Below are 23,096 nucleotides of genomic sequence, written 5' to 3' on the forward strand. Positions count from 1 at the left end.
TCCGAGGCGGCCTTGTTCACCGGACGCTCGTCCAGGGCACCAGCAGCGGTGGCACCGGGCTGGCCCTGCTGGACGGCCTCCTGCCGGAGCGCCTCGGCGTCGGCCTGCTGGTCGTCGCGCTTGCGCTTCCAGGGGGCGTTGTCGCCAAAGAGTGTTGCCATGTTTCTGCTCCTCCTGGGGCGCGTCAGTTGACGAGGTCGAAGAACACCGCGAAGGGCGGCACGAGGAAGCCGATGACCACGATCGCGGCCAGGACGGCGCCGGTCGTGCGCATGGCCGGGATGTTCTTGGTCTTGGTCCAGCCCAGCGTCTGCATCGCCGAGAAGAAGCCGTGGAAGATGTGCATGCCCAGCGCGATCATCGCGACCACGTAGATGAGCAGCACCCACCAGATCTCGAAGCTCTGCACGTAGTTGGCGGCCGGGCTGGCCAGCTCGCCCTGCGGGTGGATGGTCTTGGTGGTGAAGTGCAGGATGTGGAAGATCACGAACAGCAGCAGCGCGATGCCGCCCCAGCGCATGGTGCGCGAGGCGAGGCTGGAGGTGACGGCCTTCTTCACCGCGTAGCGCGTGCTGCGGCCCTTGCCCGCGCGGCCCCACATCTTGAAGGCGAGCACCGCGTGGGCCAGCACGGCGGCCAGCAGCACGATGCGCACGATCCACAGCGCGCCCTCGTGGGGCAGGATCGGCTCCCCCATCACGCGCAGGTGGTGCGCGTAGGAGTCGAACGCCTCATGGGACTGGAGGATCTTCAGGTTGCCGAGCATGTGCCCGAGCACGAAGAGGATGAAGAGCAGGCCGGTGACCGCCATGAGGATCTTGTTCCAGATCGTCGTGGTGGTGGCCGACCTCTTTACCGGAGCCGCGTTGTCAAGTGCCACGGGCCGGATTCTACGTCCGCGCCTCAGACTCTTGGGTGAGGCTTGCCTTCATCCGCCGGGAGGACGCACGGCACGGCCCTAGGATGCGGGCCATGTCCCCCACTGCCGGTGCCGCGAAGGCGGCCGCCCCGGACCTCGAGCAGCAGCTGCACGAGGACCTGCTCGGCCCCCTCGCCCGGCGGGGGGCGCTGGCACGGCGCATCGCGCTGTGGGCGTGGATCGGGCCGCTGCTGTGCATGGTGGTCGGCGGGGGTCTGCGGGTGTGGCAGCTCGACCAGCCCCATCAGCTCGTGTTCGACGAGACGTACTACGTCAAGCAGGCGTGGTCGCTGGCCGAGTGGGGCTACGAGCGGGACAAGCCCGACGGCATGGAGGAGCCGGACGAGCACTTCACCACCGGCAACTGGGAGACCGTCTACGACGACAAGGCCGACTTCGTCGTCCACCCGCCGGTCGGCAAGTGGGTGATCGCCGCGGGCGAGGAAGCCTTCGGCATCGAGTCCTCCTTCGGGTGGCGCGTGTCCGTGTGGGTGCTCGGGACGCTGTCCATCCTCGTCGTGGGCCGGGTGGCCTGGGAGCTCTTCGGCTCGGCCACGCTGGCGACGCTCGCCTCGTTCCTGACGATGCTCGAAGGGCACCACTTCGTCCACAGCCGCACCGGGCTGCTCGACATCGTGCTCATGTTCTTCGTCCTCGTGGCCTTCTGGATGCTGCTGCTGGACCGGTCGTCCTCCCGGCGCATCCTGGCGCGCAAGGTGGCCGCGCGGTACCACGGCGACGCGTGGCGGTGGGGCGTCCGGCGGCCGGTGGTCGGGACCGTCTACGGGCCGTGGCTGGGGCTGCGGCCGTGGCGCTGGGCGGCGGGACTGAGCCTGGGGCTGGCCGCGGGCGTCAAGTGGTCGGGGCTCTACGCCCTCGCGGCGTTCGGGCTCATGACGGTGCTGTGGGACGTGTCCGCGCGCAAGCGGGCCGGCATCTCGCAGCCGTGGTCGGCGGGGCTGGTGCTGCGTGACGGGCCGTTCGCGTTCGTGGCGGTCTGCGGTGCGGCGCTGGCGGCCTATCTCGCCTCGTGGGTCGGGTGGTTCCGCAGCACAGACGGGCACATGCGCCAGTGGGCTGCCGAGAACCCGGGGCAGGGCGTGCAGTGGTTGCCCGGGCCGCTGCGCTCGCTGTGGGAGTACCACCTGAAGATCTACGACTTCCACGTCGGGCTGACGAGCGACCACACCTACCGCTCGAGCCCGTGGAGCTGGCCGCTGCAGCTGCGCCCCACCTCGTTCTTCTACGAGACCAAGAAGCTGGGCGAGGAGGGCTGCACCGTCGAGAAGTGCGCCAAGGCCATCAACTCGGTGGGGTCGGTCTCCATCTGGTGGGTGGCGACGCTGGCGTTCTTCGTGCTCGTCTTCTGGTGGGCGACGCAGCGCGACTGGCGCGCCGGGGCGATCGCGCTGGGCATCCTGTCGGGGTGGCTGCCGTGGCTGCCGGTCCAGCACCGCACGATCTACCAGTTCTACTCGATCGCCTTCGAGCCGTTCATGGTGCTGGCCGTGGTGTTCCTGCTCGGGCTGCTGCTGCGGCACCGCTGGGGCGTCTGGGCGGTGGGGGGCTACCTGGCGCTGGTGGTGCTGAACTTCTGGTACTTCTGGCCCATCTGGACCGCGCAGGTGATCCCGCACTCGGCCTGGCAGGACCGCATGTGGTTCGCCAGCTGGATCTGACGGCAGCGCGCCCCTCCCGCTCGAGCCGCCCTCTTCTCTTCCGAGCCGCCCCCTTCCCCGATTTGGTCCCCTGACGTGGTCCACCTTGGGGCGACACGCCGAGTTCCCCGGCGAACCGCAGTCATCAGGAGACCAAATCGGGGAAAGGGAAGGGGCACGACGGGGACGGCAGGCGAGCGCAGGCGCTTGGTCCACCTGGGCAGGGGTTCATCACCTTGACCGGGGTCGACTCACCACGCTTCAGGACCAACCCCGGGCCAACCGGACCAAGCCCCTGCCAGCCGGACCAAGCCTCCACCAAGCGAACCAGGCTCACACCAACAGGAACGGTTCACACCACCCCGCACGCAGCGATCACCCATCGGCTGAAACGCACGCCAGCGCGGGCGTTCCTCTTGCCCCGATCAACCGCCCCCGGCAGGGTCCCTCCCACCCCGCCTCTCCCCATTCGGCCCCCTGATGTGGTCCACCTTGGGACGACACGCCGAGTTCCCCGGCGAACCGCAGTCATCAGGAGACCAAATCGGGGAAAGGGAGAGGAAGGGGAAGGCGCGCGCCTCAGAAGGGGCGGGCGCGCGCCTCAGAAGGGGGGGGCACACGGGGCGCCTCGGAAGGGAGAGGGGCGCACGGGGCGGGCAGAGCACCTCAGGCGGGGCGGGAGAACTGGCCGACCAGGTCCGGGGAGACGGCCCGCATCATCGCGACCGCGTCGGGCACGGGCACGTTGGGCACCTCGTAGGACTCGTCCCCACCGGCCACCGTGGCCACGGCGTCGCACAGGTCCAGCCGCCGCTGGAAGAAGGACTGCCGCAGGTTCCAGCTCAGCACCCCCTCGCACTCCAGCGCCAGGTGCCGCCGCAGCACCGCGCCCTCCCGCACCACCAGGTGCCGATCGGTAACCGCGTGCCCCAGCGAGCGCCAGGCCGGCCACACCGGTGCGAGCATCACCACCCCGACGAGGACCGTCCACGCCAGCAGCCAGGCCCACTGCCACGGGCCACCCCAGCCGAGGGGATCGACCACCCCGTAGTGCCGCAGCGGCACCATCGCCGCCACCACGGGCAGCAGCCCCACCCACAGCGTCGCGAGCAGCGCGCCCACCACCATGCGCCGCAGAGCCCGCAGACCGTGGGAGCGCAGCGGCATGGTGAACAGGTCCGCCGGCACGGGGTGGCTCTCCCCGCTGCCGAGCACGTCGACGGCCACCGCCCGCGCCGTCCGCCGGGGCACGGTGGGCAGCAGCTCGACGCTCCCTTCCTCGGCCCCGGTCACGACGGCGCTCAACGACGCGCCCCGCTGCCAGCGCTGCTGCCACGGCTCGGTGACCATGACGCCGCGCACCTTGCGCTCCTCCAACGTGGCCGAGCGGGTGGTGGTCAGCCCCCGCGTGACGTGCAGCGTGCCGTGGCCGCTCCGCGTGACCCGCAGCCCCCACCAGCCGATGACGTAGGCGATGAACGAGGTGAGCAGCGCCAGCGCCGCGGTCCCGACCACCACCAGCCCGATGGAGCTCGCCACGCCCAGCCCCTCGACGAGGTGCAGGAGCCGCCCGCCGAGCCGCTGCACGAACGCCGACTCCGCCAGCTCCCCGGAGAACTGGCTGCCGAAACCCATGACGGCACCGGCGACGATCAGCCCGCTGGCCCCCAGCGGGGCGAAGCGCAGCCAGCCCGTGTCCCAGGCGACCAGGGGCCGCTCCTCGGCGGCCCCCTGCTCCGATTCGGTGACGGCACCCGCAGCCCCAGCTCCACCGTCCGCGGACGCGCCCGGCCCCGCCTCGAGACCCCCTGCGCCCCGGACCGCCGCGCCCTCCCCGGGCGCCACCCCGGGCCCGCGACCGCCCTGCACCTGCCGGGTGCGCCGCAGCAGCTTCTCGCGCAGCTCCCGGGCGTCGGCGGTGCGCAGCCCCTCGAGCTCCACCTGGGTGTCGTCCACCCCGGTGCCGATCTTCACCGTGCGCAGGTCGAGCAGGCGCATCAGCAGGTCGCCCTCGACGTCGATGGTGCGCACCCGCTCCAGCCGCGCGGTCTTGGTGGAGCGGAAAAGCCACCCCTGCCGCACCTCGACCGTCTCCTCCCCCACCCGGTAGCGCAGGGTGAGGAACTGCACCAGCGTCAGCACCACCGCGAGCACGGCGGCCAGCCCGGTGCTCAGGACCTGGAACCAGCCCTCACCCTGGCCTCCGACCAGGGCCACCACCAGCAGCGGCAGCAGCTGGCGCAGCAGCTTCACCGGGTGCACCAGGAACATGCGCGGGTGCTGGCGGTGCCACGCGCCCGTCGCCTCCTCCGGCGGGGCGGGCGCCTCCGGGGCACCGGACGTCACACCGGGTGCGCCCGGGCCCAGCCCGGGCTGCTCACCCGCGCCGCCGGCCGCGCCGACCACCTCGCCCGCGTCCTGCCGGCTCCATCCCATCGGGGTGCTCACGTCCCGTCCCCCCGCACGGCGCTCGCGGCCCGGGTGAGCTGCTCCAGCAGCACCTGCGCGCGGGCGTCGTCCAGCGCCTCGATGGTGATGTCCCCCGCCGAGGAGGCCGTCGTGATCTTGACGTCGGTCAGGTCGAAGTGGCGCATGATCGGGCCGCGGGAGACATCGACCGTCTGGATGCGGGCCAGCGGCACCATCCGCCGCTCGATGCTGAGCCACCCGCGGCGCGTGTAGACCGCATCGGGCGTGGCCTCCCAGCGGGCCCAGCGGTAGCGCAGCCGCGGGGCGACCAGCAGCGTGACCAGCTCCAGCAGCAGGATCGCCCCCACGATCGCCCAGGCCCACCACGGCGGGGCGCCCTCGCCGAGCACCCACCAGGTGCCCAGGACGCCGGAGGCGATGACGGCGGTGATCACGAGCCCGACGACCTCGTTGACCCGCCAGTACGCCGGCGCCCGTTCGGAGACCCGATGACGCGGCTCCTCCAGCACGGCCACCTCGGGGCGGCCGGGGTCGGCGACGAGCACTTCGGACGTCGGCTGCTGGGTCACCGGGCCATTGTGGCGGATGCCCCACCGGCAGACGGCCTCCCGCCCCGGGGCCGACCAGAGGACGTGCCCGTGCCCCTCCGCCGGTCCCCTTCGGCACCCGGCCCGCATACCGTGGCGACACCGTCCCCCGAGAGGAGCCACCCGTGGACGTTCGCGCAGTGCAGCGCCGGGCCGCCCGGCGCACCGAGGAGCTGCCCGGGGCGGACCTCACCCACCCGTTCGGGGAGGACTGGGACGTGTGGAAGGTGCGCGGCAAGGTGTTCATGCTGCAGTCCGAGATCACCGGTGAGCCGCTGGTGATCCTGAAGGCCGCCCCGGCCGACGGACGCCAGCTGCAGGAGGCCTTCGAGCAGGTGACGCCCGGTTACCACATGAACAAGCGCCACTGGATCTCCCTGCACCCCGGCGACGAGCTGGACGCGCAGCTGGTGGACGACCTGGTGACCGAGTCCTACCTGCTGGTGGTGGCCAAGCTGCCGCGCCGCGAGCGTCCGGTGGACCCGGACACCTTCGGCCAGCCGGGCTGACCGCCCGCCCCGACCAGGGCCGCCGTGACCGGCGCTCCTGCAGCGCCCGTCGCAGAGCGGGCCGCCGGCACCTCGATGAGGCGCCCGTCGCGCAGGACCGTGGAGCGGGTGGCGGTCATGTCCGCCAGCGCCGCGACGGCGTCCACCGGGACGCCCTCGGCCCCGTCGGCCACCCAGGCCAGCCCGGAGACCACGACGGCCGCGAGCAGCAGGTGCACCAGCGGGTCGGCGAACTGCTGCAGGAAGCGCCTCCAGGCCGGGTCCTCGTCCACCGACCGGAGCTCGTTCGGGCCGTGCTGCGCCAACCGGTCGGCGGCCTCGGCGGCGGTCAGGCCGCACTCGGGGTCCACCCCCTGCCGGGCGGCCACCTCGGAGGCCTCGAGCAGGGACGGCGGGGAGGGCACGGGGGACCGTGTCGCCGGACGTCATGAGCACCCCCTCCGGATGCGGCGGATCCGTCATCACCGGTGACCGGCATCCCGGCCAGCAAACACCCCGCACGGCCGGATGTGTGGTGGGTCACGCCCAGCCGCTAGTGTCTGCCCACACACACGTCGAAGGGGTCTGTGAACACCATGCTCGGAAACCGGTCCGGAGCCGTCCTGCTGTCCATGACCGCGGCCTCCCTGTTCGCCATGTTCTTCGGGGCCGGCAACCTCGTCTTCCCGCCGATGCTGGGCGCCCAGGCCGGAGACGGCTTCACGTCGGCCCTCATCGGCTTCATGCTCACGGCGGTGGCGCTGCCGATCCTGGCCGTCATGGCCATCGCGTTGACCGGCAACGACATCCGCGACATGACCTCACGCGGCGGCCGCACCTTCGGCGTCCTCTTCCCGGTGCTGGTGTACCTGTCCATCGGCGCCGCCTACGCCCTGCCCCGCACCGGTGCGGTGAGCTATGCCTCGAGCGTCCCGCCGCTGACCGGTTGGGACTCCTGGACTGCCAAGGCGATCTTCGCGGTGGTCTTCTTCGGCCTCACCTACCTGCTGGCCATGAACCCCGACGGGATCATCGACACCATCGGCAAGTACCTGACGCCCGCCCTGGTGGCACTGATGGTGGTGCTGGTGACCCTGAGCATCTTCACGATGGACCGTCAGCCCACCCCCGCGAGCGGGGAGTACGCCGAGCAGCCCTTCGTCACCGGCTTCCTCGAGGGGTACCTGACGATGGACTCCCTGGCCGCCCTGGCGCTGGGCATCATCGTGGTGTCCTCGCTCTCGAACGCAGGAGTGAAGCCCGGGCCGACCCTGGTGCGCAGCGTGTCGCTGGCCGGGCTCGCGGCAGGTCTGATGCTCGGCGCGGTGTACCTGGGTCTGGCGATGATCGGTCAGCGCCTGCCGAACGGACAGGCGTACAGCGACGGCGCCACGATGCTGTCCGACGCCGCCGAGCAGACCATGGGCACCACCGGCACGGTCATCTTCGCGCTCATCGTGATCCTGGCCTGCCTGACCACCTCGGTGGGCCTGCTGGGCGCGACCTCCTCGTTCTTCTCCCGCCTGGTGCCGTCGGTCTCCTACCGCACCTGGGCGATCCTCTTCACGGTCGTGTCGCTGCTCATCTCCACCTCCGGGCTCGAGCAGGTCATCGCCGTCGCCGCGCCGATCATCGGCTTCCTGTACCCGCCCGCGATGGCCCTGATCTTCCTGACCCTGCTGGAGCCTCTCCTGCGGGTGCGTCTGCACCTGGCCTTCGTGTTCGCGCTGACCATGGCGCTCCTCTGGTCGGCATTCATGACGCTCAGCTCGCTGGGCTGGGGCAGCTCGGTCATCGAGCCGCTCATCGACTGGGCGCCGGGCCATGCGCAGCAGCTCGGCTGGACCCTGCCCACCCTGGCCGCGGCCATCGTGGGCGGCGTGCTCGACCTGGTGCGCGGTGTGCCGGAGCGCCCCAAGCGGGAGGTCGATCCCACCCGGGACGAGGTCGCCGCTTCGGCCGCCTGACCGCCGCTGCCGATCGGGCCAACGACTGGCTCGCACCGACACCACCGACTCCCTGCTGGGGGTCGGCGGTGTCGCATGAACACGCCGAAATCGAGGGCCTGAACAGGTCTGGACTCGAAGCGCCGGGGGGCTCTCCGAGGGGTTCCTCCCCTCACCATCCGTTGACGGACCGGTGAGAGGGACTGCGGCGCCACTACCGTCGCGACCTTCCTGACTTCACCGACGAGGCCTTCGACGCCGCACTGGCCCGCGTGAGCACCAGCACCGACCTGGAGCAGGCCGTCGCCGGCGCGCTGCAGGTACTGCGCCACGGTGACCCTGCTCCGGGTCAGGCAGTTCAGTCGCTCGTCCAGCGCGGTGAGCTCTCGGGACAACTCCACCAGGAGTTTCTGGCACGGTTCGCTGCTGTTCATCGCCCTGTTCGTGGTGGGCCTCACGGCCATGTCCCTGTCCCCGACCACACAGACCCGCATGCTGGACGTCCTGCCCGAGAGCCCCGGCCTGGCCGGATCGCTCAACCAGGGGCGCCATCAACATCGACAACAGCCTGGGCGCCGTCGTCGGCGGCAGCACCATCGCGGCCGGCTACGGGTACACCTCCCCAGCCTGGGCCGGGATGCTCCTGGCTGGCGCGGGCTGCACCCTCGCCTTCCTGAGCTTCTTCCTCGAGCGGCGCGGGAACCACGGACTCGTCACCCGCTGAGGACGACGCCCGGGTCGATGTGCCCGGTCACAGGAGAAGGCCCCCTCCGAAGAGGGGGCCTTCTCCTGTGACCACTGGTGGAGCTAAGGGGATTCGAACCCCTGACCTTCTCATTGCGAACGAGACGCGCTACCAACTGCGCCATAGCCCCGTGTGCGACCGCCGACTATAGCAAGCACCCCGGCACGTGGCCAAGACGGCCACGCGCCGGGGTGCTCGGCGTCAGGCGGCGATGCGGCGCTGGGCCGGTCGCCGGCGGGCACCGGCGGTGCCTCGCGATGCCGGCCGACCGGTCGGGGCGTGACCGGTCCGGGCCACCCTGCGGCTGCGCTGGGCGCGGACGGGCGCCGAGCTGCGGGGCCGGTACGTCCGGGCCACACGGGCCCGCCCGGACCCCGAGCGGCCACCCGCCGGGACCTCGCGCGCGCCCTGGCGCACCGGGGAGGGGCGAAGACCCTGGCCGCGCAGCTGCGCCTCGGCGCAGACTCGGGACCAGACGACCGACGCGCTCAGCGCCAGCACGCAGAGCACCACCCAGAACCAGCTGACCCCGCCGGCCAGCGCGCCGACGAACGAGACGAGCAGCCCCAGGGCCGGGGCGAGCAGGAGGCCGGCACGCACCGGCTTGGAGGCGAGCAGCTCCCGCACCGTGCCTGGGCTGAACAGCTCCCCCTCGGCCGCACCGCGGGTGCCCTCGGCCTGGCGGGCGCGCACCCGGGCGATGTCCGCGGCGTCCCGGCGCGGCTTGACGGTGACGGTCGGCTCCGCCGGGGCGCTCGGGGAGACCCACTGCGCCGGACGGTGATCGATTCCCCCACGCGGCTCCGGCACCTGCACGGAGTGATCCAGCGCGTCCATCGCGTCCAGGAAGGCGTCCATCGACTTGACGGTGCGCAGGTGGTCGCGGCGACGCCACCACCACTGCGCGCCGAACCCGACCCACACGAGGACGACGAGGACCAGGACGAGGAGGCTGGGCGGCATGGTCGCAGTCTAGAAACACACCGGTGTGATTCGGGGGGCTCAACACGCCCCGGAAGCACTTCAGCAGGTGACGTCCGGGCGGCGGCACCACTCCGAGGCCGTCACCGCGAACACCCGGTGGTCGCGCCACGCACCGTCGATGAAGACCGCCTCGCGTCGCACCCCCTCCTCGCGGAGCCCGAGGGCCTCCACCATCGCCAGCGAGGCGTGGTTGTGGACCGCGACGGCGACCTCCACCCGGTGCAGGTGCACCTGCGTCAGCGCGTGGTCCACGGCCAGCAGCAGCGCGGTGCGACCGATGCCGCGTCCGGTCACCGCGCGGTCCACCCAGTACCCGGCCGAGGCCGAGCACTGCCCGCCCCAGCGGATGTCGTCCAGCACCATCTCCCCGGCCAGCGCGCCCCGGTGCTCGATGCCCCAGTGCAGCACCTGACCGGAGACCGCCCGGGAGCGCGCGGAGCGCACCATGCGCAGGAAGGCCGAGCGCACCGGCGGCACGGCACCCAGCCCCGGGGCCCGGGGGTCGTCGGCCGTCCCCGGGGTCAGGTGGTCCAGGTTCTCCTGCCGCAGCCGCTGGTAGGCCGGCCAGTCCGCCCGCACCAGCGGCCGCAGCCGCACCGGATCACCCGCAACCGTCCGCCCCTGGAGACGGACCGGCCAGCTCAGCCTCGGACCCACGTGTTCCTGCCGGTCGGGTGGCGGGGCTCAGCCCTGTGCGGGGGCGTCCAGCGACTGGACGTACTCCCGCAGCCACTGGTCGAACTCGTCGCCGAACTCCCCGTGCCTGCGCGCCAGGCGCACCATCGCCTTGAGGTAGTCCAGCCGGTCGCCGGTGTCGTAGCGGTTGCCACGGAAGACGACGCCCCACACACCGCTGCCCTCACCCTCGGCGGTGGCCCGCTCCTCCAGCGCGTCGGTCAGCTGGATCTCGTTGCCACGCCCCGGGGGGAGCTCCTCGAGCACGTCGAAGATGCTCGGGTCCAGCACGTAGCGGCCGATGATGGCCAGGTTGCTGGGTGCGTCGGCGGGGTCCGGCTTCTCCACCAGACCGGTCACGCGCACCACGCCGTTCTCGTCCGGCTCGCCGTCGATGGCGGCGCAGCCGTACATGTTCACCTGGTCCTGCGGCACCTCCATGAGGGCCACGACCGAGCCACCGCGCTGCTCCTGCGTCGCGATCATCTGCTCCAGCAGGTGCTCGTCGGCGCCGATGAGGTCGTCGCCCAGCAGCACCGCGAAGGGCTCGTCACCCACGTGGGCACGACCGCAGAGCACGGCGTGCCCCAGTCCCTTCGGCTCGCCCTGGCGCACGAAGTGGGGTGCCCCCATCTCGTTCGACTTCTGCACCCGACGCAGGCGCAGCTCGTCGCCCTTCTTCTCCAGGGCCTGCTCGAGCTCCCAGTGGCGGTCGAAGTGGTCCTCCAGGGCCCCCTTGTTGCGGCCGGTGACCATGACGATGTTGCCCACCTGCGCGCGCACCGCCTCCTCCACCACGTACTGGATGGCCGGCTTGTCCACCACCGGCAGCATCTCCTTGGGGATGGCCTTGGTGGCCGGCAGGAAGCGGGTTCCCAGTCCTGCCACGGGGATGACGGCCTTGCGGACCCGACGTTCTGTGCTCATGGGCTCACAGTAGGCGACCCCGCCACCCGGTGCGCGAGCACTCCCGGGGTCCGAACGCAGTCCTGACCCTCTCCGGCCGAGGAGGCGAGCGGCCCTGGCCCTGACGGGATCCCGGCGAGCGGGGATACTGCTGGGCATGGCCGATCCCACCGCTCCCCTGGACCTGCCCGCCGACAAGCCGGGCGCCCGCTGGGCCGTCCGCACCGCCCGCCGGGCCTGGGCCGCCGAGGGCCGGCACGCCGAGGACGGTGCCGCGGTCGCCCGCCACGGCCTCGCCCTGGTGGACGAACAGGGTGCCCGAGTGGTCACCCTGTTCACCGCATGGGCCACCGAGCCCCCCACCGCACGGTTGGCACGGGGCCTGCTCGAGGCCGGGGTCCGCGTGCTGCTGCCGGTGACCCTGCCCTCGCTCGACCTCGACTGGGTGGAGCTCCGCGAGCTCCCCGAGGGGGAGGTCGTCCCCGAGGACGCGCTGGGCACCTCCGAGCCGCTCGGTCTCGACGGCATCGCGCAGGCCGACCTGGTGCTGACCCCCGGGCTGGCCGTCGGACGGGACGGCATGCGCCTGGGGCAGGGCGGTGGCTGCTACGACCGCACCCTCCCCCGACGCCGCAGCGGGGTGCCCGTGGTGACGCTGCTGCACGACACCGAGCTGGTGGCCTCCGTGCCGTCCGAGGAGCACGACCGGCCGGTGGACGGCGTCCTCCGCCCCGCGGGCGTCACCTGGTTCTGAGCCGACCGCCGGGCGCAGCGGACCGACCGGCCGCCGGACCGTCATAAGATCCCGCCATGCCCACCTACTCGTACGCCTGCACCGAGTGCGACAACGCCTTCGACATCGCGCAGAAGTTCACCGACGACACCCTGACCACCTGCCCAGCGTGCGAGGGCCGGCTGCGGAAGGTCTACGGCTCGGTTGGCGTGAGCTTCAAGGGCGGTGGCTTCTACCGCAACGACAGCCGTGGGCCGATGTCCTCCGGCAGCGACTCGGGCTCCTCCGGCGACTCGGGCTCCTCCGGCGACTCCGGCGGCTCCGGGGGTTCGAGCGGCTCAGACGACTGAGCGGCTGAGGGCAGGGCCCCGGCCCCGTCACCCCGTCCACACCCCGACCGGCTCCGCACACCGTGCGGGGCCGGTCGTCGTCGACGCTGCTCCCGACGACCTCGGGAGGAACCATGGACCTGCTGGACCGACTGCGACGACGCGGGAGCACCCCTGCGCCCAGCGACCGCCCCACGGCGCACCGGATGCGACGCTGGCGGCGGTTCGGCGCGATCGGGTGCGCGGCCCTGGCCGTGGGCACCTGCGTGCAGGCCGTCTCACCGAGCCCGCCGGAGACCACCCGGGCCCTGGTGGCCGGTGAGGCGCTGGCGGCCGGGACGGTCCTGACCGACGAGCACCTGCAGACGGTGGAGCTGCCCGCCGAGGCGGCCGGCTGGGGCGGCTCCGCTGACCGGCTCGTGGGGCGGACGCTGGCTACTCCGGTCGAGCAGGGGGACCCGCTCACACCGCGGTCGGTGCTGGGCGAGGACCAGCTGCCCGACGGGAAGGAGCTGCTCTTCCTGCCGGTGCTGGACGCCCCCGTGCTCGACGCCGCGCGACCGGGCGGGACGGTGCGCCTCATCGACCGCGCGACCGGCGACACCCTGGCCCCGCACGCGGTGGTCCACGGGGCCGCCGGCGCGGACCCGGAGTCACCGGAGGCCGTGGGGGGCCTGTGGGTGGCGCTGACCCCCGAGGAGGCCGACGAGGTCTCGCTGGCCGGAGTGCAGCAGACCGGTACCGAGACCCCCGTGGCCGTCACCCTCGTGCGCCCGGAGGAGAAGGGCTCCTAGCAGGGCGGGAAGACCCCGTCGGAAAAGTGACGCAGAGCGCACGGTGATGCGTCATCCACCCTGCCGGGACCCGGTAATCTTCCGCCCCTCGGCCCCGCTCGTGGGGCCCACACACATTTCGCAAGGAGCACCCCATGCAGGGTTTCAAGGAGTTCATCCTCCGCGGCAACGTGGTCGAGCTGGCCGTCGCCGTCGTCATCGGCAGCGCCTTCGCCGCCGTCGTCACCAAGGTCGTCGAGAACCTCATCAACCCGATCCTGGCCGCCGTCGGCGGCGCCGACGCCTCCGGTCTCGGCTTCCACCTGCGCGCCGGCAACCCGGCCACGTTCATGGACTTCGGCGCCATCATCACGGCACTGATCACCTTCCTGATCACGGCCGCCGTCGTCTACTTCATCTTCGTGCTGCCGATGAACACGTTCAACGAGCGCCGCGGTTACGTCGCCCCGCAGACCGACTCCGAGGTGCTCGCCGAGATCCGCGACCTGCTCCGGGCCAACCGCGGCCTGTGACCCGTCCGGTCACCTCTCAGTGACCCCGCGCCCCCGGCGCCGACCTGAGAGTGCCGCAGCCCCGGTGGGGCTGCGGCACTCTCGCGTGCGAGCAGGGTGGTGGGCCCGTGTGGATCACCCCCAGTGGGGAGGGCGGTCCTCCAGCCAGCGGCGGTCGGCGGCGGACAAGGGGCGATCGCTGACCACCCGGCGGGTCCCCGTGCTCTGCTGGGCGGTGGGGGCCGGCCGTGCGGGCTCCGGCTCCCGCGGGGGCCGTGCGGTGGGCGTCGAGTCCTCCCAGTCGCGCGTGGCGTCCGCGGCCGTGGGGGGAGCCTGCACCCGACGGTGGCGCCGGCGCCCCGTCACGCGTGACGCCCGTGCTGCTGGGCCGAGGCCCGCAGCACCGCGTTGCGCACGCGCATCGCCTCCCGCCCCAGGTCCCGGTGCAGGTCGAGGCTCGAGACGGACTCCACCAGCCACCCGGCCCGGCGCAACTGCTCCGGCCACACGCGCACGTGGGCGTCGATCTCCAGGCCCTCACGGGTGACCGGCTCGTCGAAGAGCACCGTGGTGATCTCCGGCCGCCCCACGCCCGGGGCCACGTGCACCATCCACCCCAGGAGCGGGTGGTGCACGGGGCGGACCACCAGGCCCTCGGCCCGCATGCGCCGCACGAAACGGGCGTGCAGCGGCGGCAGGTCGGCCTCCGGCACCGTCTGGTCGCCGACCGACGGTGCGTCGAACCAGCGGGTGATCAGGCCACCGGCCGAGTCCGGCACCGAGCGGGCTCCCCGCAGCTCGCGCTCGGAGGACCGCGTGACCACCAGCTCCAGCGACCGGCGGGCCCGGCGCAGCACCGGCAGCACGTCGACGTCGCTGCCCTGCCGGGTGACCGTGGAGCCCAAGTGCTCCCCGTGGCCGTCGGCGAGCACCACGACGACGTCGGCCGTCGTCCGGTGCGCGCGGCGCCAGGGCAGCACGACGACCTGGCTGCGCACCCCACCGGTGTAGTGGTCACCGGCCAGGTGCCGGTCCAGCCGCTGGCGCCACCAGACGGCCTCGGTGTCGGTGGGGGTGGCCAGCAGCACCGACCGGCTCCCCGACGGCTGGGCCAGAGCACCCCGCACCAGGTTCCACACGGCCTGAGGCACGCCCTCCTGCTCCACCACGTGCCGGTGACGGGCGCGCGGCTGCAGGCCGGGCACGGCGGCCAACGGGGCCCGCCCCGGGACCGGCGGCTCCAGGTCCGCCGAGAGCGGGCGCCACTGGGTGGTGAGGGTCAGCTGGGGCACGCGGCGCGAGAGCACGGTCCAGGCCGAGTCACCGGGAGCGGGCGCCACCGGCTCACCCGGCGTGCTGGGCTGCGGCTCCCGGGGACGGGACACCTCCGGGTCGCCGAAGCCGACGAGCGTGCCGCCCCGGGCCAGCACGCCGGCCAGCCGGGCCGGGGTCGCCCCGGACACGTCGTCGACGACCACCAGGTCCACGCGGGCCGAGGGGGGCAGCGCATCGGCAACCACCCACGGCGAGACCACCACCACGGGGGTGAGCGCCCGCATCACGTCCGGGGCACGGCGCCACCACTCGGCCAGGCTCCACGGGCCGTCCCGGCGGGCGGCCTCCAGCAGGGCCGTCGCGCGGCGGGTCCGGGCGACCGAGGAGCGCGCCCGGTGCACGGCCTCGGCCACCGCCTCGCGGGCCGCGGCCTGCGAGTCCGCGACCGCCTGCTCCAGCTCGGCCAGGGCCTCCTGCGAGGTCTCCCGGTCGTGGGTAGCGAGCGCGGGCTGCTCCCGCTCCAGCAGCGCCAGCACCGCGCGGATCCACACGTGCTCGAGCTCGGCGGCCACCCGGTCGGTCGGCAGCGCACGGCGGGCGAACTCCCGCAGCACCGGCTCGTGGCCACGACCGACCAGCTCGCGCCACCGGGGCGAGACCTGCGGCAGCACCCGGGCACCCTCGTGGTGGGCGACCATCCGCTCCAGACGCTGCTGGACCTCCTGCACGTCCGCGCGCAGCAGGTCGTCCCCCCGCCCCGCGCCCTCGAGGTGCTTCTCGAACCACACGAGGTCGTCATAGAGCGCCTCGAAGTGCTCCGAGACCTCCGTGAGCTCCTGCCCCAGCTGGTCCACCGGCGCCCCGGGACGACGGCCGGGCCACGCCGCGAGCCGCTGGTCGGTGCTGACCGCCTGGGCCACGGCCGCAGCCGCACCGTCCTCCGGCTCGGTGCCGCGGGACTCCAGCAGCGAGCGCACCCGCGACCGGACGCGACGCGTCTGCAGCGGGCCGAGGGACTGCGTGGAGCGCCCGCCGAAGGCCGCCGACCAGGTGTCGAGGTCCTGCTCGAACACGTCCTGGCCGAAGCGGCGCAGGGCCATGCGCGCCGACCGGGCCAGCCGCAGCAGCCGCAGCCCCTCCTCCAGCGTCCGGGCCTGCGGCACCGAGAGCGCCTTGGCCACGGCCGCGAGGTCGTCGCGCGTGCGCTGCAGCCGGCCACCCGAGATCTCCTCGGCGAGGGACAGCAGGCGGGCGGCCTCCGGCTCGTCGTCGGCGTGCACGTCGAACCACGGGTTGTCCCGACTCGGCAGGGTCCACGCTCCACGGCGGGCGAGCTCGGTGACGTCGTGCTGCAGACCGGGCAGGTCGGCGACGGTCAGGTGCGTCACCACCTCGTCCTCGAGCGGGACGACGATCGACGGCGGGTTCGGCAGGCTCGCCAGGGCCGCGAGGCGCTGGTGCAGGTCGTGCACGCTGACACCCCACGGGTGCCGCTTGTCGTGCACCATCGCGGTGTGGTCCAGGTGCTGGCCCAGCGCGCGCTCGACCTCGGACCACGAGGCGCCGGCCGTCCGCTGCGGCGCCGGGTCCCTGCCCTCGATGACGCGCTCCAGCGCAGCGACCAGGCGGGCGTGCTGGTCCGACTGCTCCTGGCGGGTGCGCGCGACGTCCCACGCGACGGGAACCTCGGTGTCCGCCCAGTTGTCGACGACGGCCGCCACCTGCCGGCGCACGGTCTCGTCGGCTGCCGCGACGAGCACGGTCTCCCCGCGGCTCACGGCATCGGCCACCAGCGCCGAGCGCAGGCTGGTGCGGCCCGTGCCCGGACGCGCCTCGACGAGCACGTCCTGCCCGGCGGCCACGAGGTCCACGACCTGCAGCTGGGCGGCATCCAGCGGGCAGACGACGCCGCGCCGGACCCCCGCCACGCGCGGCAGGTGCGGGGCCACCGGGCCCGAGCTGCGCCCGGCCGCGGCCGAGGCCAGCAGCATCAGCAGACGGGAGGGGGCGGCGGTCACCTCGGCGAGGTCGGCGATGCCGGCGTCCTTTGCGAGCGTGACACCGGCCAGGTGCTGCCCGGAGCGCACCGTGAAGCCCGGCACCGCGCGGCAGAGGGACTCCAGGTGGCGCAGCAGGGGCTCGTCGGTGCGGGCGTGCAGCCGGTCGACCATCTCGGCCAGCACCACCGGGTCCAGGTCGACCCCGTGGGAGACGCGCAGGAAGCGCAGCAGCGCCGGGTTCACCTGCGGGATGCCCGTCAGCGCGATCTCGACCTCGGTGCGGCGGTCGTCCACCACCGTCACGTGGGCGGGGCGCAGGACGACCGGGGCCGCCGGGGGTCGGGTGCCGGGCACCTGCCAGGAAGCGACGCCGGAGGTGACGAAGCAGGTGGCCAGCCCCCAGTCGGCCTCCATCTCCTCGGCGCGGTCGGCGATCGCGAGGCACGTGGTGAGCGCACGTGTCCGGGGGCCGGGTGCTCGGACGAGGTCGCTGAGCAGGACGGCCTGCCCCGACAGCAGCTTGGCCACGCCACCGGGGTGCGCGGCCACGAGGTCGAGGGACAGGCCGGGGGCAGTGCCCCAGATGAGGCTGTTGCGCCCTCCGGCATCGGCGAGGGCAGAGGACCACGTGGACGCGGTGGCGCGCCCGATGGGGGCCTGGGGCTGGGACACGGTGCTCACCCCAGCAGGGTAGTTGCCCCGACCGCCGTAGACTGTGCCACCGCGCTCATCGCGCCCGCCCTCGTAGCTCAGGGGAAGAGCACTTCTCTCCTAAAGAAGGTGTCGCAGGTTCGAATCCTGCCGGGGGCGCACGTGAAGGCCCGTCGTTCCGCCGTTTTCTCGGCGGTCGACGGGCCTTCGTGCACCTGCCGTGCGCTCTGCGTGCGGTCAGCACGCCGCCACGGGGGGCGCCGGTCCTTCCGGTGAGGGTGCTCCGGGGCGGGTGGAGCGCCCTCGGCTGGCTCCGGGTCAGTCGACCTCGGCGGCCAGCTTCTCGAGGGAGTCCTCGAGGCCCTCCTGGGGCACGAGCGGGAAGCCGACCTTCTCGAGCAGCGCCTGGTCGGTGACCTCGCTCCAGTCGTAGACCACGGTGACGTGCGTCGACTCCGGGCCCTGCGACTCGAGGACCCAGGTCCACTCCCAGCCGGGCGGCTCGGTGCCGGCCGGGGCCGTCCTCCAGGCCACGCGCTGGTTCTTGGAGTACCCGGTGACGTGGTTGTCGGTCTGGTACTCGCCGCCCATGTGCTCACCCTCCATGTTCATGGTGAACACCTGCCCCGTCTCGGTGATGCGGTCACCGTGGTCCACGGATCGGACGTAGCCGGAGCCATCGAGCTTCACGTGGTTCTCCGGCAGGGTCAGGACGTCGAAGATCGCCTCGGTCGAGGCCGGGATCTCCCGCTGTGCGCTGATGCTGGTGGTCTGGTCGTTCATGAGCACCTCCTGGGTGTTCGTCCGGACGTGCCCAGCACGCCCGGCCCCGCTGTCGGCGAGGAATCCCTTCCACGCTAACGCCCGTGTCCGATGCGGGCGACCGGTACCGCCCGCCCCGGTCATCCTCGCCGGTCACCCACCACTCAGGCGCCGGCTGCCGTCCGCAGGTCCTCGACCGTCCGCACGACGGCCCCGGCGATGCCGTCGTACCGTCCCGGGAAGCAGGTCAGCAGGATCACCTGGGCGTCCGCCCCGGCCCGCTGCAGCGCCCGCGTCATCCGTCGGAGCCGCTCGGGGTCCGACCAGCCGAGGGCGTCGTCGAGCACGACGGGCATCCCCTCCTCGCCGTCCACCACGCGGGAGACGGCGAGCCGCGCCAGGACCGCCAGCTGCTCCCGCGCACCGGTGGAGAGGGCCTCCACCGGCACCGGGGCCCCGCCCACGGAGCGGGACACGATCGTGAGGTCCGGCGCCACCTCCACGGCGAAGTCCTCCCCGTGGAGCACCGAGCCGAGCTCCTCCAGGGCCTCCCGGTAGGGGCGCACGTAGCTAGCCTGGGCCTCGGCGCGACGGGCCCGCAGGGTCTCCAGCAGCACCTTCAGCGCGTCGGCCCGGGCCTGCACCCGCACCACCGCCTCGGTGGCGTGCTCCAGGGCCGCCTCGGCCTCCGCGAGCACCTCCGCGCGGCCCTCCTGCCCGGCCTGCGCGAGCACCGTCTCGGCCCGCACGAGATCCTCACGGGCCCGGGTCCGGCGCACCTCGGCCTGCTCCGCGGCCACCCGCGCGGCCTCGAGGTCGTCCTCCTCCACCGAGCCGGCCTCCTGCAGGGCCTCGCTCCGCCGGGCGAGCAGCTCACGGGCCTCGTCACGGGCGGTCACGGCCCCGGCGAGCGCCTGCTCGACGGCCTCGTCGTCGGCGAGTTCCCGTGCCGCGGCCACGCGCTCCCGCACCCGGGTGGCCGCGGCGACCGCTGCGTCACGCTGCACCTCGGCCCGGTCCACCGCCGCACGGCGAGCGTCCCGCGTCTCCCGCGCGGCGGCCTCCTCGGCACGCACCTGCTCGGCCGCCTCGCGCTGCCGTTCCTGCTCGGCCCGGGCGGTCTCCAGGCGCTGCTCGGCCTCCTCCGGATCGGGCAGCCCGTCTGCGGCGCGGTCCACCCGGGACCGTGCCTCCTGCCGGGCGTCCCGCCACTCCTCCAGCGTCCGTCCCTCGCGGGCGGCCTCGAACTGCTGGTCGAGCTCGACGCGGTCGGCCTCGGCCCGCTGCACCGCAGCGTGCAGGCGGTGGGCGTGCGCGACGTCCTCGGCCCCGACCGTCCGCAGCAGCTCGCCCAGCTCGCGCTCGGCCGTCTGCACCTCGGAGTCGTCCGCCCCGCGGGGCGGCAGCAGCTCGACCTCCACGCCCGAGACGCCGATGCGGGTCGGGTGCGTCACGGCCCGCTCCCACGGCCGGTCACCGGTGAGCTCCTCGCCGTCGACGGTCACGGGCACGGACGCGTCCCCGCCGATGCGGACCCGCGGGCTCGTCGCGTCCCGACGTGCGGTGGCCGAGCGCAACGCGTCCTGGGCGGCGGTGATCCGCTCCAGCGCTTCGTCGTCCACGACCTCGCCGGTAAGCCGCTCGGCGACCTCCCGCTGCCGCGTCACCAGGGACTCCAGCCGCTCGACGGTGCGCTCCAGGGCGGTTAGCTCGGCGCCGGCCCGGGCGGTCGCCACCAGCGACTCGGCCTCCCGCAACTCGGTGCGGGCAGCACCCTCGGCGTCCTCCGCGGACTTCCGCCTCCGGCCGGCCTCCTCCAGCGCCTTCCGTGCCCGCTCGTGGGGCCCGGTGGCCTCCTCGAGTGCCTCCTGCGCCGTCCGCTCGGCGGCCATGGCCTCCTCGAGCTCCGCCACCAGCACCACCCGCGCCCGCTGGTCGGCCTCGGCCCGGGCGTGCTCGCGGTCGGCCCGCTCCAGCGCCTCCCGCGCCGCGGCCTCCGCGGTGCGCTCGGCCTCGGTCTCGGTCCAGCGACGGGTCAGGTCCTCCTGCTCCGCGCGGGCCGTCCGGTGCCTCTCCTCCGCGCGCTCGGCGGCCGCGGCCAGGTCGGCGGCCCGCCGCACGTCGCCCTCGATCTCGGTGACCGCGGCCCGGGCCGCCTCCTCGCGTGCGGACGCCGCGGCGTGCTCGTCCTGCAGGCGCTTGAGCTCCCCGGTCGGCCGGAAAGTGGGCGTCCAGTAGGCCGCGGCGTCGGCCTCGACCCGCTCCACCAGGCTGGCGGCCTGGTCCACGTCCTGACCGGTGTCACCACCCGACGCGGCGTCCAGGGCCGCGGCGAGGCTGCGGGAGCCGTCCAGGCCGGAGAGGGTCAGGGCCCCCTCCTGCAGCAGCTGCATCGCGCGGCGGAGGGTCTCGTCGCCGTGCTCCTCCAGCAGGGCGCAGACGTGCTTGTGCGCGTCGTCGCCGGTCAGCTGGCGACCACCGGGGCCGTGCCCGCGGAACTCGGTGCGGACCTGGCGCAGCCACTGCTTGGTGTAGGTGAACCGCTGCCCGCCCACGGTCAGCTCCGCGGTCACCCGCGGCGCCTCGTCGCGCCCGATCGGTTGGGCGTCCTTCACGTACTGCTTGCGGGAGGTCGCCTTCTCCGTCAGCAGCATGTCCAGCGCCCGGACCAGGGTGCTCTTGCCGGCCTCGTTGGGTCCCTCGACCACCAGCACGCCGCTGTCGGGCACCTCCAGCGCGTAGTGGTCGATGCCGCGGAGGTCCTGCACCTCGATGCGGTGGATCCTCATGCCCGCTCCCCTGCCGTCGCGTACCGGTACAGGAGCCGCAGCGCGTCGGAGGCCGCCGCGGCTCCCTCGCCACCGGACTCCGCCTGCTCCTCGAGGTCCGCGGCCGCGCGGGCCACGTACCCGCCGATGCCGACGTCCGTCAGCTCGGCGTCCTGCGGCACGACGACCACGTCGGTGTGCCGCTCCCACGGGAAGGCCGCCGCGAAGGTCTCCGAGGCCCACTCCAGCAGCTCCTGCAGGGCCGCGTCGTCGGCCAGCGAGAGCGTGCCGGTCAGCGCGTGACGCAGCACCACCGTGGCCTTGTCCTCCAGGGCCGTCCACTCCGCCCGCAGCGCGGCGACGTCCTCCGCCGACCCGACCTCGCGGGCCACCCGCAGCATGCGCCAGGTGCCGACGTGCACCGGCTCGGCCGTCGGCTCGGCGGCCGTGTCCTCCCCGAGGTCCACCACCAGCACGTCGCCCACCGGGTCGTCGCGGAAGTCGGTCACCTCCACCGCCCCCGAGTAGTGGATGCGCCCCGAGGAGTCGCTCCAGCGGGAGTGCCGGTCCCCCAGGGCCACCCAGTGCACCAGCCCGTCGTCCAGCGCCCGGCGCATCCGGTCCCCGTCCAGCGCCGAGACGCGGTTCCCGGGGTCGAGCTCGGCCAGCTGCCCGTGCGCGACGAGCACCCGACGCACCCCGTCCGCGGGCGCCTCCAGCGCGTCGAGCACCTCGGCGACGACGTCGTGGTCCGGCTGGTTGGTGGTCAGCGGCACACCCACCAGCTCCATCCCGGGGGCCGCCTCCACCGGCTCGCTGTCCCGCAGCACGTGCACGTGGTCCAGTCCCGCCTCGGTGAAGGCCTCCTGGTCGTAGACCGAGGCCGCGTCCAGCGCGTCGTGGTTGCCGGGCAGCAGGTAGACCGGCACCGGCACCTGGCGCAGCGCCTCCATCGCCCGGCGCACCGTCTCCCGCCCCAGGTGGTTGGAGTCGAAGACGTCCCCCGCCACCACCACGAAGGCGCAGTCGTGCTCGGCCGCCACCTGACCGGCCCGCTGCACGGCCTCGTTGCGGGCCTGCGTGAAACGCGCCTGGTCGGCCGTCGAGAGCCAGCGGCGGGTCATGCCCCACTGCCAGTCACTGGTCTGCAAGAACCTCATGCGGGCAGAGTAGGGGCGGCCACCGACAGGGTCGCCGCGCAGCGTGCGGCCCCCGCCGCGAGCAGCCAGGTGGCCACCGCCAGCACCAGCGCCACCGAGCGGTCCCCCGCCCGCCAGCGGCGCACCACCTGCACCACCGCGGTCGACCAGGTGCTCAGCGCCCCGGCCAGCCCCGCGCCCAGCAGCCACCACTGCCAGCCCAGCACGGGTGCGGCGAGCGGGGAGGGCGTCGCGGCGGCGGGCACGGCCTCGGGCCCCAGCAGCACGTCCCCCGCGGCCAGCCAGCCGAGCAGACCGCTGGCCGCGACGTTGGCGACCAGCACTCCGGTCTCCGCGACCGACGGGCTCCAGCGCCGCCCGGCGGCGTCGGCCAGCCAGCGCAGCACCGCCCCGAGCGCCCCGCCGACGGCGACGCACAGCACCACCCAGCCGCTCACGACCACGACGCACCGCCCGTCCGGCCCATACGCTCCCCGAGCTGCATCCCGGCCCACGCCAGCAGGAGCCCGGCGGCCAGCAGCACCGGTCCGGTCCAGAACCAGGTCCAGGACCCGGCCGTGAGCACCGCCCAGGCGCTCACGCTGGTGAAGCCGCCCAGCACCCCGGTGCCGCAGAAGGTGAGCAACAGCGGACGCCGCCCGCGCCAGAGCGCCTCGGCCAGGCCCAGCAGCAGGGCACCGAGGAGGTTCACCAGGAGCAGTCCCGCCTCAGCGCCCCAGACCTCCGAGAGCAGCACCCGGGCCACGGAGCCGAGCGCGCCGCCCAGCGCCACCAGGCACAGCGGCCGCCACACCG

Annotated in this window: 20 protein-coding genes and 2 tRNA genes; 8 read left to right on the forward strand and 14 right to left on the reverse strand. The window is 73.7% G+C overall.

Annotated elements, in window-relative coordinates:
* Positions 1–184: 184 nt before the first annotated feature.
* The gene (locus ACY8FT_RS08425; RefSeq protein WP_462418484.1) at positions 185–880 is read right to left on the reverse strand and encodes a succinate dehydrogenase cytochrome b subunit; all 696 of its coding nucleotides are present in this window, start codon (positions 878–880) and stop codon (positions 185–187) included.
* Between the two features lie 92 nt (positions 881–972).
* Here ACY8FT_RS08425 and ACY8FT_RS08430 point away from each other — a divergent pair, with 92 nt between their 5' ends.
* Positions 973–2,598, forward strand: a complete 1,626-nt coding sequence (locus ACY8FT_RS08430; RefSeq protein ID WP_462418485.1) for a dolichyl-phosphate-mannose--protein mannosyltransferase — start codon at positions 973–975, stop codon at positions 2,596–2,598.
* A 645-nt stretch (positions 2,599–3,243) separates the two neighbouring features.
* On the opposite strand, the gene ACY8FT_RS08435 is transcribed toward ACY8FT_RS08430, so the two are convergent.
* Together ACY8FT_RS08435 and ACY8FT_RS08440 are read right to left on the reverse strand one after the other, a co-directional pair.
* Positions 3,244–5,025, reverse strand: a complete 1,782-nt coding sequence (locus tag ACY8FT_RS08435; protein ID WP_462418486.1) for a PH domain-containing protein — start codon at positions 5,023–5,025, stop codon at positions 3,244–3,246.
* The gene (locus tag ACY8FT_RS08440) at positions 5,022–5,576 is read right to left on the reverse strand and encodes a PH domain-containing protein (RefSeq protein ID WP_462418487.1); all 555 of its coding nucleotides are present in this window, start codon (positions 5,574–5,576) and stop codon (positions 5,022–5,024) included. The genes ACY8FT_RS08435 and ACY8FT_RS08440 overlap by 4 nt, the downstream gene beginning before the upstream one ends.
* A 143-nt stretch (positions 5,577–5,719) precedes the next feature.
* Here ACY8FT_RS08440 and ACY8FT_RS08445 point away from each other — a divergent pair, with 143 nt between their 5' ends.
* Complete coding sequence (locus ACY8FT_RS08445) at positions 5,720–6,103, forward strand: MmcQ/YjbR family DNA-binding protein (RefSeq protein WP_462418488.1); 384 nt, start codon at positions 5,720–5,722, stop codon at positions 6,101–6,103.
* On the opposite strand, the gene ACY8FT_RS08450 is transcribed toward ACY8FT_RS08445, so the two are convergent.
* On the reverse strand, positions 6,028–6,507 hold the full coding sequence (locus tag ACY8FT_RS08450) for a cation-transporting P-type ATPase (RefSeq protein WP_462418489.1): 480 nt from the start codon (positions 6,505–6,507) through the stop codon (positions 6,028–6,030). The genes ACY8FT_RS08445 and ACY8FT_RS08450 overlap by 76 nt on opposite strands.
* Before the next feature lie 171 nt (positions 6,508–6,678).
* On the opposite strand from ACY8FT_RS08450, the gene brnQ reads away from it, so the two are divergent.
* Positions 6,679–8,049 carry a branched-chain amino acid transport system II carrier protein gene (brnQ, locus tag ACY8FT_RS08455; RefSeq protein ID WP_462419083.1) on the forward strand — a complete coding sequence of 457 codons (1,371 nt, stop codon included), beginning with the start codon at positions 6,679–6,681 and terminating at the stop codon, positions 8,047–8,049.
* A gap of 778 nt (positions 8,050–8,827) precedes the next feature.
* Here brnQ and ACY8FT_RS08460 read toward each other — a convergent pair.
* The 4 genes from ACY8FT_RS08460 to galU form a co-directional block, all read right to left on the reverse strand.
* Positions 8,828–8,903, reverse strand: a tRNA-Ala gene (locus ACY8FT_RS08460).
* A 71-nt stretch (positions 8,904–8,974) separates the two neighbouring features.
* Positions 8,975–9,736, reverse strand: coding sequence for a hypothetical protein (locus ACY8FT_RS08465; RefSeq protein WP_462418490.1), 762 nt, complete (start codon positions 9,734–9,736; stop codon positions 8,975–8,977).
* 60 nt (positions 9,737–9,796) lie between these two features.
* Positions 9,797–10,354: a GNAT family N-acetyltransferase gene (locus tag ACY8FT_RS08470; protein WP_462418491.1), complete on the reverse strand. Its 558-nt coding sequence runs from the start codon at positions 10,352–10,354 to the stop codon at positions 9,797–9,799.
* Between the two features lie 87 nt (positions 10,355–10,441).
* On the reverse strand, positions 10,442–11,359 hold the full coding sequence (gene galU, locus ACY8FT_RS08475) for a UTP--glucose-1-phosphate uridylyltransferase GalU (RefSeq protein ID WP_462418492.1): 918 nt from the start codon (positions 11,357–11,359) through the stop codon (positions 10,442–10,444).
* A 136-nt stretch (positions 11,360–11,495) separates the two neighbouring features.
* Here galU and ACY8FT_RS08480 point away from each other — a divergent pair, with 136 nt between their 5' ends.
* From ACY8FT_RS08480 to mscL, 4 genes are all read left to right on the forward strand, one after another.
* The gene (locus tag ACY8FT_RS08480; protein ID WP_462418493.1) at positions 11,496–12,092 is read left to right on the forward strand and encodes a 5-formyltetrahydrofolate cyclo-ligase; all 597 of its coding nucleotides are present in this window, start codon (positions 11,496–11,498) and stop codon (positions 12,090–12,092) included.
* A gap of 56 nt (positions 12,093–12,148) precedes the next feature.
* The gene (locus ACY8FT_RS08485; protein WP_462418494.1) at positions 12,149–12,421 is read left to right on the forward strand and encodes an FmdB family zinc ribbon protein; all 273 of its coding nucleotides are present in this window, start codon (positions 12,149–12,151) and stop codon (positions 12,419–12,421) included.
* A gap of 113 nt (positions 12,422–12,534) precedes the next feature.
* A complete protein-coding gene (locus ACY8FT_RS08490) occupies positions 12,535–13,194 on the forward strand; it encodes an SAF domain-containing protein (RefSeq protein WP_462418495.1) in 660 nt (219 codons plus the stop codon).
* Positions 13,195–13,328: 134 nt separating this feature from the next.
* On the forward strand, positions 13,329–13,706 hold the full coding sequence (gene mscL / locus ACY8FT_RS08495; protein ID WP_462418496.1) for a large conductance mechanosensitive channel protein MscL: 378 nt from the start codon (positions 13,329–13,331) through the stop codon (positions 13,704–13,706).
* 341 nt (positions 13,707–14,047) lie between these two features.
* Here the strand turns inward: mscL and ACY8FT_RS08500 are convergent, their stop codons facing one another.
* Positions 14,048–17,641 carry a hypothetical protein gene (locus ACY8FT_RS08500; protein ID WP_462418497.1) on the reverse strand — a complete coding sequence of 1,198 codons (3,594 nt, stop codon included), beginning with the start codon at positions 17,639–17,641 and terminating at the stop codon, positions 14,048–14,050.
* A gap of 57 nt (positions 17,642–17,698) precedes the next feature.
* On the opposite strand from ACY8FT_RS08500, the gene ACY8FT_RS08505 reads away from it, so the two are divergent.
* Positions 17,699–17,770 (forward strand) — tRNA-Arg (locus tag ACY8FT_RS08505).
* Positions 17,771–17,929: 159 nt separating this feature from the next.
* Here the strand turns inward: ACY8FT_RS08505 and ACY8FT_RS08510 are convergent.
* The 5 genes from ACY8FT_RS08510 to ACY8FT_RS08530 all read right to left on the reverse strand — a co-directional run bounded on the left by ACY8FT_RS08510 (position 17,930) and on the right by ACY8FT_RS08530 (position 23,094).
* Positions 17,930–18,394 (reverse strand): SRPBCC family protein, encoded by a 465-nt coding sequence (locus ACY8FT_RS08510; RefSeq protein WP_462418498.1) that lies wholly within the window; start codon positions 18,392–18,394, stop codon positions 17,930–17,932.
* A 143-nt stretch (positions 18,395–18,537) separates the two neighbouring features.
* Complete coding sequence (locus ACY8FT_RS08515; protein ID WP_462418499.1) at positions 18,538–21,162, reverse strand: AAA family ATPase; 2,625 nt, start codon at positions 21,160–21,162, stop codon at positions 18,538–18,540.
* Positions 21,159–22,301, reverse strand: coding sequence for a metallophosphoesterase family protein (locus ACY8FT_RS08520; RefSeq protein ID WP_462418500.1), 1,143 nt, complete (start codon positions 22,299–22,301; stop codon positions 21,159–21,161). The genes ACY8FT_RS08515 and ACY8FT_RS08520 overlap by 4 nt, the downstream gene beginning before the upstream one ends.
* Positions 22,298–22,738, reverse strand: coding sequence for a CrcB family protein (locus tag ACY8FT_RS08525; protein ID WP_462418501.1), 441 nt, complete (start codon positions 22,736–22,738; stop codon positions 22,298–22,300). The genes ACY8FT_RS08520 and ACY8FT_RS08525 overlap by 4 nt, the downstream gene beginning before the upstream one ends.
* The gene (locus ACY8FT_RS08530; RefSeq protein WP_462418502.1) at positions 22,735–23,094 is read right to left on the reverse strand and encodes a CrcB family protein; all 360 of its coding nucleotides are present in this window, start codon (positions 23,092–23,094) and stop codon (positions 22,735–22,737) included. Before ACY8FT_RS08530 ends, ACY8FT_RS08525 begins: the two co-directional genes overlap by 4 nt.
* Between the last annotated feature and the right edge of the window lie 2 nt (positions 23,095–23,096).

The organism is Kytococcus sp. Marseille-QA3725, from assembly GCF_054950055.1.